Source organism: Leptospira andrefontaineae (assembly GCF_004770105.1).
Classification (GTDB): Bacteria; Spirochaetota; Leptospiria; order Leptospirales; family Leptospiraceae; genus Leptospira_B; species Leptospira_B andrefontaineae.
Map to the genome: position 1 here is coordinate 49931 of NZ_RQEY01000015.1, position 12656 is coordinate 62586.

A 12656-nucleotide genomic window follows, 5' to 3' on the forward strand; every position below is an offset into this window, starting at 1 on the left:
GAGCGTGGGCAGAATTCAGAGAATTTGGATCGATGAGAGGGAAACGCCTCCCGGTTTGGGAGCCTTAACCAGAATTCGATCTTTCTCTGAGATTCGAGACGGGGTTTTGACTCCTCTCCAACGTTTAAAAGAACAGTATCCTGATTCTAAGATATTCTACTCAAATTCCAATTCTGCATTCGAGAAAACATTCTTCGAAAGAAATCCAAAGATCTCCGAGTATGATGGCAAGGATGTAGATCTAATCATCCGCCCTGAGGAATTTCTACCTTGGAAATCCTTAGAGTCCGTCGGCAAAAATATAGACCAGGACTTGGAAAATCATAAGGATCTGCGCAAATGGGCCCGCAAACTCAAGGTGAAGTCGGGTGATTTCCAAGTAGTTGGAAAATCCAAACACGTTCATATACATCCTTCCGCTAAAATTTATCCAGGTGTGGTAATAGACGTAACCTCAGGACCTGTGATCATAGACAAAGATGCAAAGGTAACTTCTTTCAGCTTTTTAGAAGGTCCCTTGTACATAGGCCAGGGCACTCATGTGGATAATGCTCGGATCACCGGAAACACTTCCATAGGGAATGTGTGCAGAATAGGCGGAGAAGTCGGGGACAGCATTATATTAGATTTTACGAATAAACATCACGAAGGATTCTTAGGACATTCCGTGGTGGGAAGTTGGGTCAATCTAGGAGCACTATCCACTACCTCCGATCTAAAGAATAATTACGGCGTAGTCAAGATCAGAGAAGAACATACCGAGATCACAACTGGTTCCATCAAATTCGGTTCTATCATTGGAGATTTTTCCAAGATAGGCATCGGAGTGATGTTGAATACTGGAACAGTGATAGACTTTGGATGTAATGTTGTTTCTTCCAAGGCGAGCGGATATCTTCCTCCATTCGTATGGGCGGATGGACAACCTTATATCTTAGATCTATTTCTTCGTGATTCTCGCAAGATCATGGCAAGAAGGAACAGAGAACTTTCTCATTCCGAATCGGAACTTATTAGAATTTTATACGAAACCAAGGTCCGGAAATAAAAAAGGACCGGAGGCTCCATGGAAGTTTTGGAATCGCGTATTAGTACGTCTTCCCCTGAATATAAAGAGAATTTCAAAGACCTTTCAGAAAAGGTCGCGGATTTACGTAAACTTCTCCAAAAAGCCGGACAAGGCGGAGGAGAAAAATCCATCCAGAAACATAAGAGCAGAGGAAAGCTCACTGCAAGAGAAAGGATACAAGGTCTGATAGATCCAAACACTCCTTTCTTAGAATTCTCAGCCTTAGCAGGGGAGAAGGTTTATGCGGACGATGTTCCTTCTGCAGGTATCGTAACTGGGATCGGTAAAATTTCAGGAACTCCTTGTGTAATCGTTGCAAATGATGCCACAGTAAAGGGTGGAACTTATTATCCACTCACTGTTAAAAAGCATATCCGTGCACAAGAGATTGCATTAGAGAATCGTCTTCCTTGTGTTTATCTCGTGGATTCGGGTGGAGCCTTCCTGCCTATGCAGGATGATGTATTCCCTGATAAATGGCATTTTGGTAGGATCTTTTATAACCAAGCAAATCTTTCCAGATTGGGGATTCCTCAGATCTCCGTCGTAATGGGAAGTTGTACTGCCGGCGGTGCATATATTCCTGCGATGTCGGACGAATCCGTGATTGTAAAAGGAAACGGTACCATCTTTTTAGGTGGACCTCCTCTAGTAAAAGCCGCAACCGGAGAGATCGTTACTCCGGAAGAATTGGGCGGAGCTGATGTCCATTGTAGGATCTCAGGAGTGACTGATCATTATGCGGAGAATGATCCACATGCACTCGAGATCGCTAGACATATTGTTTCTAGTCTGGGAGCAAGAGCTAAAAAATTAGAAGAGCAGATCTCTTACGAAGAACCTCTTTATCCTTCCGAAGAAATTTACGGGATCATCCAAAAAGATATCCGTAAACCTTACGATGTGAGAGAAGTGATCGCAAGAGTTGTAGATGGTTCCAGATTCCAAGAATTCAAAAAATATTATGGAACTACCATAGTCACCGGCTTTGCAAATATTTACGGCAAGACAGTAGGTATCATTGCAAATAATGGAGTTTTATTCTCCGAAAGTTCCTTGAAAGCGGCTCATTTCATCCAGCTTTGCAACCAAAGAGAGATCCCTTTACTCTTCCTACAAAACATCACAGGTTTTATGGTAGGGAAGAAGTATGAGAATTCAGGTATCGCAAAAGACGGTGCCAAAATGGTAAATGCTGTCTCCACTTCTGTAGTTCCAAAATACACTGTTGTGATCGGCGGTTCTTACGGAGCGGGAAATTATGGAATGTGTGGCCGTGCATTTGGACCTAGATTCCTTTGGATGTGGCCAAACGCTAGAATTTCCGTGATGGGGGGAGAGCAAGCAGCAAATGTTCTACTCACAGTGAAGCAGGAACAATTGGAGAAGGAAGGAAAATCGCTCTCCGACGCCGAACAAGCTGAATTCAAGAGGCCTATATTAGAAGATTATGATAATCGTTCTTCTTGTATCTATTCTACTGCAAGACTTTGGGATGATGGCGTCCTGGATCCTGCTCGTACAAGAGAAGCTTTAGGTTTGGCATTGTATTCCGACCTTTCTCCTAAGGGTATAGAGCCTTCTTATGCAATCTTCCGGATGTGATTTTTCCTCCGAAAGAATGATACCTAAGTATAGATTTTACTTCTAAAATTTTGTTTTTCTGGCAGATCCCAAAAATCTGCCTAATAAGTACGCAAACTGCTAGCCTGAACCTGGGGATTTTCTCCCTAAACTAGGGAAAAATCTGCCTCAGGCTAAAACTTGGACCCTTTTTCCTAGAGAAAACCTCGTTTCAGGCCTCTAGGATTCCTATTCCGTTTTTTTAATCTTTTTTTGGACTAATTTTAAACTCAGGTACTCTTCTTGCATTATTTGGATTAAACATATTTTCGAGATGAGATTTGAGAAAATGAAAATTGCCCAAAAACTTATCGCGCTCTTGATCTTAATCGCTCCAGTACTGATCTGGGGTCAAGACGCTACACCAGCACCGGCCGCACCTGCTGCTCCCACTTTGGATAAAGGGGATACCGCATGGATGATCGTGGCTTCCACTTTCGTGTTCTTCATGATCCCAGGACTCGCGCTGTTCTACGGCGGTATCGTAAGATCTAAGAACGTTCTTTCTACAATGATGCACAGCTTTGTTGCGATTCTTGTCCTCACAATCCAGTGGACATTATTTGGATACAGCTTAGCATTTTCCGGCGATAGTCCGTTTTTCGGCGATTTTCAACTCTTCCTGTTGAATGGTATTACCGACGAAACATTGGAAGGAACGATCCCGAAATACATTCACTTCCTATTCCAAGGAATGTTCGCGTTAATCACTCCGGCTCTGATTTCCGGTGCGATCGCAGAAAGGGTGAAACTTTCCGGTTATATCGTATTCATTCTAGCATGGTCTACCTTGGTTTATGATCCAGTCGCACACTGGGTATGGTCTGCAAACGGTTGGCTATTCAAAAAGACCGCTCTGGATTTCGCAGGTGGAACAGTGGTTCACTTGATCTCCGGTATCGCAGGTTTGGCTGCAGCAATCGTATTAGGAAAACGTAAGGGAGAAGGTCCTGCACTGATCGCTCCGAACAATTTGACCTACACCCTTATCGGTGCGGGATTCCTATGGTTCGGATGGTTCGGATTTAACGCAGGTTCCGGTCTTGCCACTAATGGTCAGGCTGCAAGAGCTTTCGTTGTGACTTTAATCGCTCCTGCAACAGCAGGTGCCGTTTGGTTATTGATCGAATATCTTCACACTAAAAAAGCTACAGCTCTCGGGGCAGCTTCCGGGATCGTTGCAGGTCTGGTTGTGATCACTCCTGCTGCAGGTTTTGTGGACGCTACCGGCGCATTGATAATGGGAGTAATTGTATCTCCTGTTTGTTACGGTGCTATCCTACTAAAAGGTAAACTTGGATATGATGACTCTTTGGATGCATTCGGAATTCACGGCGTAGGTGGAGCTATCGGTGCGATCCTTACAGGTGTATTTGCACTTGCGCAATATATTCCTGAAGGAGTTACTCGCGGAGACCAAATTATCGTTCAGGTTATCAGCGTTGTGGCAACCGGCGCTTATTCTATCGTAGTATCCTTGATCTTAGTGTTTATTATCGACAAAACGATCGGATTCAGGATTTCCGAAGAGAAAGAGATTGCTGGACTCGATTCCGAGATTCACGGAGAAAAAGGTTATATTATATAACCTTTTGAATTTATACATTAAGTAAAGGAGAGCATATGAAATTAATCGTAGCAATTATCCAGCCCCATAAACTGGAAGAGGTTAAAGCGGAGCTTACTAAGAATGAAATTTATAGACTTACCGTAAGCGACGTGCAAGGCTACGGGCAGCAAAAAGGTAAGACTGAAGTATTTCGTGGACATGAATACCAAGTAAACCTTCTGAGAAAAGTAAGATTGGAGATCGCGGTAAACGATGAGTTCGTAAAACCTACCGTTGATGCGATCTTGAAAGCTGCCAAAACCGGCGACGGAAAGATCGGAGACGGAAAAATTTTAATTCTTCCTCTCGAAGACGTGATCCGTATTCGCACCGGAGAAAGAGGAAGCTCAGCGATTTAATTCTTCCCCAATACGAGTCGAAACTAGCTTCGGGGTCGGTATTACCGGCCCCATTTTTATGTACGAGCTATATATCGTATGTTTTTTGTTAGACGATTAGATTCTAAAAGTGTATATCTAATCAGTGCACCTAATATTCAGATCTCTAATATACTTAGCTGTAGCATTTTGCACGACATTCTTGTTGGGATGTTTTTCTAATTACCAATCCGCATATGTAAATGATGGAGCGGGACTTAAGATACGATCTGCACCTAAACTTTCTTCTGAAAAGATGGGAACGGTTCCATATAAAGGAGAAGTGAAAATCCTGGAGAAGGACCAAAGATTGACCCATATAGACGGATTCGAAAACTATTGGTACAAGATCAAGAGTGAAGAAGGAGACGGTTGGGTTTTTGGAGGGTACTTAAGTTTTAAACATCCGGACCTTCTGCCCCCAGGTTCTAATTCATATACTGGACTAGTTTATCATCATCCTATCCGATCGATAAAATTAATTCGCACTCATATTATAAATGAGGGCTTGTACTTAAATATTTATCAGGCAGATCCAAAACATATTTTCGCATTTTTAGAAAGTAAGGACCAGATCTCCCAAAATATAACCGAATGGAGGATCTTGCATGCGATCACTTTGGATATTCCTCAAAAAGACGAAGAGATATTAAACAGAGTCACTGCCCAATGTTTTACTCCTGGACTGGATGGAAAAGAGGTCATACTTGCGATCTTAAAAATACAAATGCGCAAGACAGGAGTAACCATCGGAAACCATTATGAGATGGCATTGGATAAATTGAAAATCCGCAAAGCCTGGACTTTAAGCGAGGACGAATTGTTTCTACAGCCTGTTATGAAAACGAAGGGAATAGAATGTACGATCTTCGATCCGGGGAATCAGTTTAAGGCGATTTCGGAGTAAGGATAAGGAGACGTCTCAAATCCCTAGCCTTCCCATACTTCTCCGCGCAATTTTCTAAAATATCAACCGAACAAAACTATCTCTGCCGGACAGATCCTTTTTTAGATCTGCTTCTGAATATCCGAGAGATAACGCAGTTTCTTTCAACCAAGAAGAGTATCTAGGATGTGTTTCCAAATACAATCTACCTTGCGGTTTCAATCTGGACTTTGCTTCTGTTAGGATTTTAGTATGGAATCCCTGGAAATCGGATACGAATAATGCAAGATGAGGTTCGTAATCTACAACATCCGGCATGATCGTAGATTTATCCGCTTCAGGGATATAAGGTGGATTGGAAACGATCAGATCGAATTTGGTTTCGTTTGGAATAGGGGAGAGTAGATCTCCTTGATATACGTCGAAACTTCTTTCCGTATTTAATATTTCTTGAATATTCTTTTTGTTAATCTCTAAAGCGGATTCAGAAGCGTCCGTAAAAGAAACTTTCCATTCTTTTCTGGCCTTGGCGAGACTGATCCCTATACAACCGCTGCCAGAGCAAAGGTCTAATACTTCTAAATTGTTTTCTTTGCTCGGATATTCTTCTAATACCCAGGCGACTAATTCTTCTGTTTCCGGCCTCGGGATAAGGACCGATTCGTTTACATGGAATTCTGAATCGAAGAATGCCTTCTTTCCTATGATATAAGCTGTAGGTCTGAATTTGGATCTTTGGACGATCCTTTCTCTATACTCGTCTTTTTCGGATAAGGAAAGTGGTCTTTCAAAATCTATATAGAGTTTGACTCTTTGGATCTTGAGTAGATCTGCGAGTAATATCTCTGCATCCAATCTTGCGGAAGGTATGTTTTTCTTTTTTAGAAATTCTTCCGATTTCTTGAGTAGGTTCAGAACGTTGTCTTGGGAATCTGCCATGATTTGATGGTGGCCCCGAGAGGATTCGAACCTCCGACCAAAAGTTTAGGAAACTTCTGCTCTGTCCACCTGAGCTACGGGACCTTTTTAAAACGCGGGTATTCTGTTAAGAAGGTTTGCGCTTCTGAGAGACTATTCTCTGGAAGTCGTTAATATTGTGAATTACGATTTTGTCGGAGTATATCTCGATTTTACCGCTTTTAGCGAATTGATTCACTACCTTCTGGACTTCGCCCACGGGTTGGGCACACCAATCTGCCACGTCTTCTACTGTTACGTTGAGCACGACTTCTTTGAATTCGGTATGTGTATGCATCTTTTCATACAACATCAAGAATACGTCGGCTACTTTTCCGATGATATCGTCCAGCAATAGGATGAGCAATCTTCGTTTTGCGTCGTAAATTCTGACGGAGAATATTGTTAGAATTTTAAGTGCAAGTGTAGGATTCTTGGTCATCAATAGTTCGAAGTTTGCTCTATTGAAGTTCAAAACTTTCACTTCAGAGATTGCGATTGCAGTCGCACTTCTGGGTTGTTCTTCTAAGATCGCCATCTCTCCGAAGATATCTCCTTGTTCTAAGATATCTAAGGTCTTGATGGAATTCCCAACAGTTTTGGTGATCTTTACTTTTCCAGCTTGGATCAGAAAGAAATCGTTTCCAGGTTCATTTTCACAGAATATGATCTGATTTGGTTCGAAAGTTTTTCCGAACTTTGAGAACATCGACTCGAGCATTAAATCCATTTAGGCGCTGAGCTCCTTGGCTTTTTGGCGAGCCTTCTGGGAGAGACTGTCTCTTTCCGGAGGAAGTAATGCTACTTTGCCGAATAACATTCCAGCCCTCTGACGATCTCCTTGTTGTTCCGCGATCTCTGCCAAATGAAATAAAGACTCTTTTACTGATTCTCCGGACGGGTGCTTTTTAATATAAGCGGAGAAGGTATTACTCGCTGTATCCAAATTGTTCAGCTTTAGGAAACAAACTCCCATTTGGAAAAGTGCATTGTCTACAAGCTTCTTCTCGCTATCATATTTGAAATCTGTGCGGACCATCAGGTCTTTGAAGATTGCAGCTGCTTCTTCGAATTTTCCTACGTTCAAGAACGTATGAGCACGATTATAGAGAGAAGTAATCGTATTGTCTGTGCCGGCTCCCAGATTCGTTTTCTCTGCAGCAGGTTTCATAATATTCTGCAGATTTTCCTGGGACATAGGCGCTCTTGTAGAAGCAGCATCGTAAACGAGCGGAGGCATATTGATAGGGTAGGGAGTACCCTTTCTTGCAAGATCTTGTAGCTCGGTTGCTCTTCCCGCATAAGGTCCGCTAGGATAATGCTCCAGATATTTTCCGAATCCGTAAGCTGCGTGTTCGAAGTTATTGTTTTTATAAAATACTTCGGCGACGTTCATGAGCTCGAATGCAGGATTTCTAGCTTCAGCCTGACCCAATATCTCTCTCAATTTTTTGTGAACCAGTCGCAATTGGCTGGAGAACACCTTCATCATCTTTAAGATGAGATGGGTTTTTTCGGCTACGAATGTTTCGAAGTCTGAAAGTTTGAAAACTAAGACGGTTGCTCCGCCTACGACCTGAGCGGTTTCTTCCCTAGGATACTTTCCGAGTGCGGATTTGACTCCGAAAAATTCTCCCAGTCGTACATCTTCTTTTACTTCGTAACCGGAATCGATCGCAGTGTACGTGAGAACGACTCGACCTTGTCTGAGGACATAGATATCCTCCGATCGATCTTTCTCGAAGTAAATAATAGAACCGCCTTTATAAGTTCGGATTATGGGCCCAGCCAAGACCGTTACCTTCTTCTCTAAATCTCACCCGACAGGAAAAAATGCCAAATCCTTTTTGTAACCAAGGGCCCGGGTGACCGATTCTAGCAACCCTAGGGGGTCTCCTGCAAGGTATTTATCGGTTCCGGCGATCTTAATTTCGCGCCCTGTCACACCAGTTTCGTCAAAAAAATCTTTCAAAGAAAGGTCGCCATAGGAAGGTTTCCCGTCCTTCACAACCAAACGTACGGACTTAAGATCCGCAGTACAAAGTGTCTGGTACGCGTCTTCTTTTTCGGAAGAAAGAACTAAAAGATCCGCCTTTTTTCCGATTTCCAATTTGCCCAGATCGTTCTCTACCCGAAGAGCCTTTGCAGGATTTTCAGTGACCATCTTAAAAACAATTTTAGGATCCAATTCTTTTCCATATTCTTTGGCAAAAAATTCCCTGGCAGATTTGATCTCTTGGAAAATATTTATAGACCCGGACATTGGAGAATCCGTGCCTAAACTTACGTTGATCCCTGCTTCAAGAATTTCGTTGATTGGAGCAGTTTTGCCGAACATAAACAGATTGGATTCCGGGCACCAAACTAAGTTTGCCTTTGTTTTCGAAACTGTTTTGATATCTTCCGAATCGAAAGCGATCCCATGAACGAGTACTGTGTTTTCTCCCAAACAACCCAAAGAGTTTAATTCTTTCAGGGCGTTTTTGGATTCTTCGTCAAATCCTTCGGAGATATGAGTTACAAATGGAAGATTCCCTTCTTTTGCTCTGGCGTATTCTATCTGGGGACCATCCCCCCAACCGAGAGAATAAGAACAAATACTATGAGAAAGAGTAAAACGTTCCAGGATTCGAACTGGAGATTTATCCAAAAAAGGTTTTTGGACGAAATGGGGAATATGATCCAAAACGGAAGTCACGCCGCTGAGCAGATTTTTATAAGAACCTAATAGATAGAGTTGCTCCGGCTCGAGTTGTTGTCTTTCCGCATATACTACGGAAGATTTGAGATCATTGTCCCAAGGAAGCCAATTCAAATAAGGACGGTTTGTTCCTACTTTAGGAAGATACGTGCCAAGTAGATGGTCGTGAGCATTGATGAGACCAGGATAAACGAAATTCCCTCTTAGATTGATACGGATAGGCAGAACATCCTTAGGGATACCTGAGGAGATAGAGGAGATCCTTCCGTCCTTGATGCGGATAGTTGCGTTTTCCAAGACCCCTTGAGGAGTTACGGCTTTAGAATTTACGATTTCCCATTCCATTTAAGTGCAAAAACCTAATATACTTAATAGCCGCGATCAGTATTTCAAAAGTGGGATCGGATCCACTGCTTTGGTACCTTGGTTGATCTGGAAATACAGTCCTTTACCTTCTTCCAATTCACCTAAGGAATCTCCCGCTTTTACCGTTTCGCCTTCTTTGACTGAAGCGGATCTGAGATTTGCATATACGCTGGAATATCCGCCTTTATGCTCTAAAATAATATATTTCCGGTAACCGTCCATTTGGTCCAGTACAACTACTTTACCGGATCGGATCGGATGTACATCCTTATGTCTGCTTGCCTTGAACAGAACTCCTTTATTCGGATAATAAGATAGATTAGAATACGGAAGTGAAACGGGAGGAAGTACTTTTAATGGAGAATGGAACTTAGGACTTACGGAAGAAGGTACTTCTTCGGGCAGATTTTTTTCGATCTTAGAAGAATAGGATAGGTTTTGAGGGATTTTCAGTTTTTCTCCCGCTTTCAAACCTTCGTTTTCATTTTTACCGTTCCATTCTAAAAGTAATCTCCAATCCAATTTGTATTTTTGGGAGATAGAAAATGCAGTCTCTTTCGGTTGGACTGTATGGATCCTTAATTGAGTTCCTACGGAATTAATTTGAGAAGGAAAAGAAATGAGAATCATTCCGAAACATATCAGACGAATGAAATGGAACTCCCGCATACTCTAAAATATCGGCAAATTTTGCCTTCCACCAAAAAGAAAAGGGAGCCGGATTGGCTCCCTTTTTTCCAAAAAGAGGATGGTCTGAAAGATCAATCTTCGTCTTTGGAGTTTGGTTTGTACTTTTTCATCAATTCTTCTGCTACGTTTCTTGGAACAGGAGCGTAACGAGAGAATTCCATAGAGAACTCCGCCTTTCCTTGGGTAGAAGAACGGATTACGGTAGAATATCCGAACATGTCAGAAAGAGGGACTTCCGCTTCCACTTTGCAATATCCGTCTTGCTCGGTGGTGTTTAGGATCATTCCTCGTCTTTGGTTCAGGGAAGCAAGGATTGGACCTTGGAATTCCGCAGGACCGTCAACTTCTACTCTCATGATAGGCTCAAGGATCTGAGGATTTGCTTTGCTGAAACCTTGGCGGAATGCATAGCGTCCTGCGATCTGGAATGCCATATCGGAAGAGTCCACATCGTGGTAAGAACCGTCGTTGATGGTCAGTTTTACCCCGATGATAGGGAATCCGATCATACTTCCACGATCCAAACAGCTCTTGAATCCTTTATCTACAGAAGAGATAAATTCGCGAGGGATTGCTCCTCCCACTACACTGTTTACGAATTCGTAATTCTTATCTTCTTCCAATGGGATCGGCTCGATGAATCCGGCAACACGACCGAACTGACCTTGACCACCCGTTTGTTTTTTGTGGGTATAGTCGAAGTCTGCACGGCTTGTGATGGTTTCACGATACGCAACCTGAGGAGCACCTGTGATCAGCTCCACTCCGTATTCCCTTTTCATCCTTTCTATATAAACTTCGAGGTGAAGTTCTCCCATCCCTTTGATGATGGTTTGTCCGGACTCTTGGTCTACGTGAGTTTGGAACGTAGGATCTTCCTTGGTAAAGCGGTTAAGAGCTTTTGCAAGGTTGTTCAAGTGTTTTGATTCTTTAGCTTCGATTGTAAGGGAGATTACCGGAGCAGGAACGAACATGGATTCCATGGAAACGTTCATTTTTCCGTCAGTAAAAGTATCCCCGGAAGCACAATCGATACCAAATAATGCGATAATATCACCAGCTTCTGCGTAGTCGATATCTTCCATCTCGTCTGAGTGCATACGACATAGACGACCAACGTTATGTTTCTTGTTGTTCGACATGTTGTAGATGGTCATACCTTTTTGGATCTTTCCTTGGTAGACACGAACATAGGTCAACTGACCATAACGTCCGTCCTCAAGTTTGAACGCGAGGCAAACGAGTGGTTTGTCTTTATCAGAAGGTAATACTACTTTTTCGGATTCGTTTTTAACGTCCAAAGCGGAGTTAACAACATCCACAGGAGAAGCCAGGTAATCCAAAACTCCATCCAGAAGTTTTTGAACTCCTTTGTTCTTGAAAGCAGAACCCATGAAAACTGGGGTAAGTTTCAAAGAGATCGCTCCATTACGGATCGCAGTTTTGATTTGCTCTACTGTAGGTTCTCCTTCCAGCATAGCTTCAGTCAATTCGTCCGAGAACATAGAAGCTGCATCTAAGAGTTCTTCTCTCTTCTTTTGAGCTAATTCCTGTAATTCTGCAGGGATCTCTTTTTCAACGATTTGCATTCCATCTTTTCCTTCGAAATAGATGGCTTTCATCGTAACAAGATCCACGAGTCCTGCTAAATCTCCTTCGAGACCGATTGGAATTTGAACTGGAACAGCATTATGTTTTAATTTCTCACGTAATTGATCGATCACGCGGAAAGGGTTTGCTCCTGTACGGTCGAGCTTATTAATAAAAGCTACACGAGGAACGTTATAACGGCGCATCTGTCTGTCAACAGTGATGGACTGAGATTGAACTCCAGAAACTCCGCAAAGAACTAGGATAGCGGAATCCAGAACCCGTAAGGAACGCTCTACCTCAACGGTAAAGTCCACGTGGCCCGGAGTATCGATAATGTTAATAGTATGGTCTTTCCACTGGCAGTAGGTAGCTGCGGATTGGATGGTAATCCCTCTCTCGCGCTCCAATTCCATACTGTCCATTTTCGCACCGACTCCATCTTTACCACGAACTTCGTGGATCGCATGGATACGGTTAGTATAGAATAGAATCCTCTCGGTCAGAGTGGTTTTCCCTGAATCGATATGGGCGGAAATACCGATGTTCCTAGTTTTTAGGAGTTTTTCGGTGGGTTTGAAGTCCGCAACTGCAGTGCTCATTGAGTCCTCTTTAAAAGTTCACACGGAAAATTCTATTTCACCCTTTAACAGAGTAGAATGAAAACTTTACGTGGATACTAATCTGACTGGGTTCCCTAGGTAAAGGAACCCTAATTCTTACCAATTTTCGGAAAGGGCCGCGTTTGTAAAGATCGTTTCCAAGAATAGATTGCCGATCCTGGCTTG

Annotated in this window: 11 protein-coding genes and 1 tRNA gene; 5 read left to right on the forward strand and 7 right to left on the reverse strand. The window is 42.7% G+C overall.

Features of this window, described 5'->3' with window-relative positions:
• Positions 1 to 4 precede the first annotated feature (4 nt).
• From EHO65_RS09205 to EHO65_RS09225, 5 genes are all read left to right on the forward strand, one after another.
• Positions 5 to 1048, forward strand: a complete 1044-nt coding sequence (locus tag EHO65_RS09205; protein ID WP_135773817.1) for a GlmU family protein — start codon at positions 5 to 7, stop codon at positions 1046 to 1048.
• Between the two features lie 18 nt (positions 1049 to 1066).
• The gene (locus tag EHO65_RS09210) at positions 1067 to 2674 is read left to right on the forward strand and encodes a carboxyl transferase domain-containing protein (RefSeq protein ID WP_135773818.1); all 1608 of its coding nucleotides are present in this window, start codon (positions 1067 to 1069) and stop codon (positions 2672 to 2674) included.
• A gap of 307 nt (positions 2675 to 2981) precedes the next feature.
• On the forward strand, positions 2982 to 4280 hold the full coding sequence (locus EHO65_RS09215; RefSeq protein WP_100721947.1) for an ammonium transporter: 1299 nt from the start codon (positions 2982 to 2984) through the stop codon (positions 4278 to 4280).
• Between the two features lie 35 nt (positions 4281 to 4315).
• The gene (locus tag EHO65_RS09220) at positions 4316 to 4660 is read left to right on the forward strand and encodes a P-II family nitrogen regulator (RefSeq protein ID WP_008595143.1); all 345 of its coding nucleotides are present in this window, start codon (positions 4316 to 4318) and stop codon (positions 4658 to 4660) included.
• A 184-nt stretch (positions 4661 to 4844) separates the two neighbouring features.
• Positions 4845 to 5585: an SH3 domain-containing protein gene (locus EHO65_RS09225; protein WP_244243491.1), complete on the forward strand. Its 741-nt coding sequence runs from the start codon at positions 4845 to 4847 to the stop codon at positions 5583 to 5585.
• A 54-nt stretch (positions 5586 to 5639) separates the two neighbouring features.
• Here the strand turns inward: EHO65_RS09225 and prmC are convergent, their stop codons facing one another.
• The 7 genes from prmC to fusA form a co-directional block, all read right to left on the reverse strand.
• Positions 5640 to 6503, reverse strand: coding sequence for a peptide chain release factor N(5)-glutamine methyltransferase (gene prmC / locus EHO65_RS09230; protein WP_135773819.1), 864 nt, complete (start codon positions 6501 to 6503; stop codon positions 5640 to 5642).
• A gap of 7 nt (positions 6504 to 6510) precedes the next feature.
• Positions 6511 to 6587 (reverse strand) — tRNA-Arg (locus EHO65_RS09235).
• Positions 6588 to 6609: 22 nt separating this feature from the next.
• Positions 6610 to 7251, reverse strand: a complete 642-nt coding sequence (locus tag EHO65_RS09240) for a Crp/Fnr family transcriptional regulator (RefSeq protein WP_008594423.1) — start codon at positions 7249 to 7251, stop codon at positions 6610 to 6612.
• Positions 7252 to 8313, reverse strand: a complete 1062-nt coding sequence (locus tag EHO65_RS09245; protein WP_008595801.1) for a tetratricopeptide repeat protein — start codon at positions 8311 to 8313, stop codon at positions 7252 to 7254.
• A 24-nt stretch (positions 8314 to 8337) separates the two neighbouring features.
• On the reverse strand, positions 8338 to 9567 hold the full coding sequence (locus EHO65_RS09250) for an amidohydrolase family protein (protein WP_135773820.1): 1230 nt from the start codon (positions 9565 to 9567) through the stop codon (positions 8338 to 8340).
• A 36-nt stretch (positions 9568 to 9603) separates the two neighbouring features.
• The gene (locus tag EHO65_RS09255; protein ID WP_425269336.1) at positions 9604 to 10257 is read right to left on the reverse strand and encodes an LIC_10271 family cell wall hydrolase; all 654 of its coding nucleotides are present in this window, start codon (positions 10255 to 10257) and stop codon (positions 9604 to 9606) included.
• Positions 10258 to 10349: 92 nt separating this feature from the next.
• Positions 10350 to 12470: an elongation factor G gene (gene fusA, locus EHO65_RS09260; protein WP_135773822.1), complete on the reverse strand. Its 2121-nt coding sequence runs from the start codon at positions 12468 to 12470 to the stop codon at positions 10350 to 10352.
• Between the last annotated feature and the right edge of the window lie 186 nt (positions 12471 to 12656).

Bases quoted from the DNA above. Each gene is read 5' to 3' on its own strand.
- EHO65_RS09255 (WP_425269336.1), bottom strand. From the start codon at position 10,257: ATGCGGGAGTTCCATTTCATTCGTCTGATATGTTTCGGAATGATTCTC.
- prmC (WP_135773819.1), bottom strand. From the start codon at position 6,503: ATGGCAGATTCCCAAGACAACGTTCTGAACCTACTCAAGAAATCGGAA.
- EHO65_RS09210 (WP_135773818.1), top strand. From the start codon at position 1,067: ATGGAAGTTTTGGAATCGCGTATTAGTACGTCTTCCCCTGAATATAAA.
- EHO65_RS09240 (WP_008594423.1), bottom strand. From the start codon at position 7,251: ATGGATTTAATGCTCGAGTCGATGTTCTCAAAGTTCGGAAAAACTTTC.
- fusA (WP_135773822.1), bottom strand. From the start codon at position 12,470: ATGAGCACTGCAGTTGCGGACTTCAAACCCACCGAAAAACTCCTAAAA.
- EHO65_RS09250 (WP_135773820.1), bottom strand. From the start codon at position 9,567: ATGGAATGGGAAATCGTAAATTCTAAAGCCGTAACTCCTCAAGGGGTC.
- EHO65_RS09215 (WP_100721947.1), top strand. From the start codon at position 2,982: ATGAAAATTGCCCAAAAACTTATCGCGCTCTTGATCTTAATCGCTCCA.
- EHO65_RS09220 (WP_008595143.1), top strand. From the start codon at position 4,316: ATGAAATTAATCGTAGCAATTATCCAGCCCCATAAACTGGAAGAGGTT.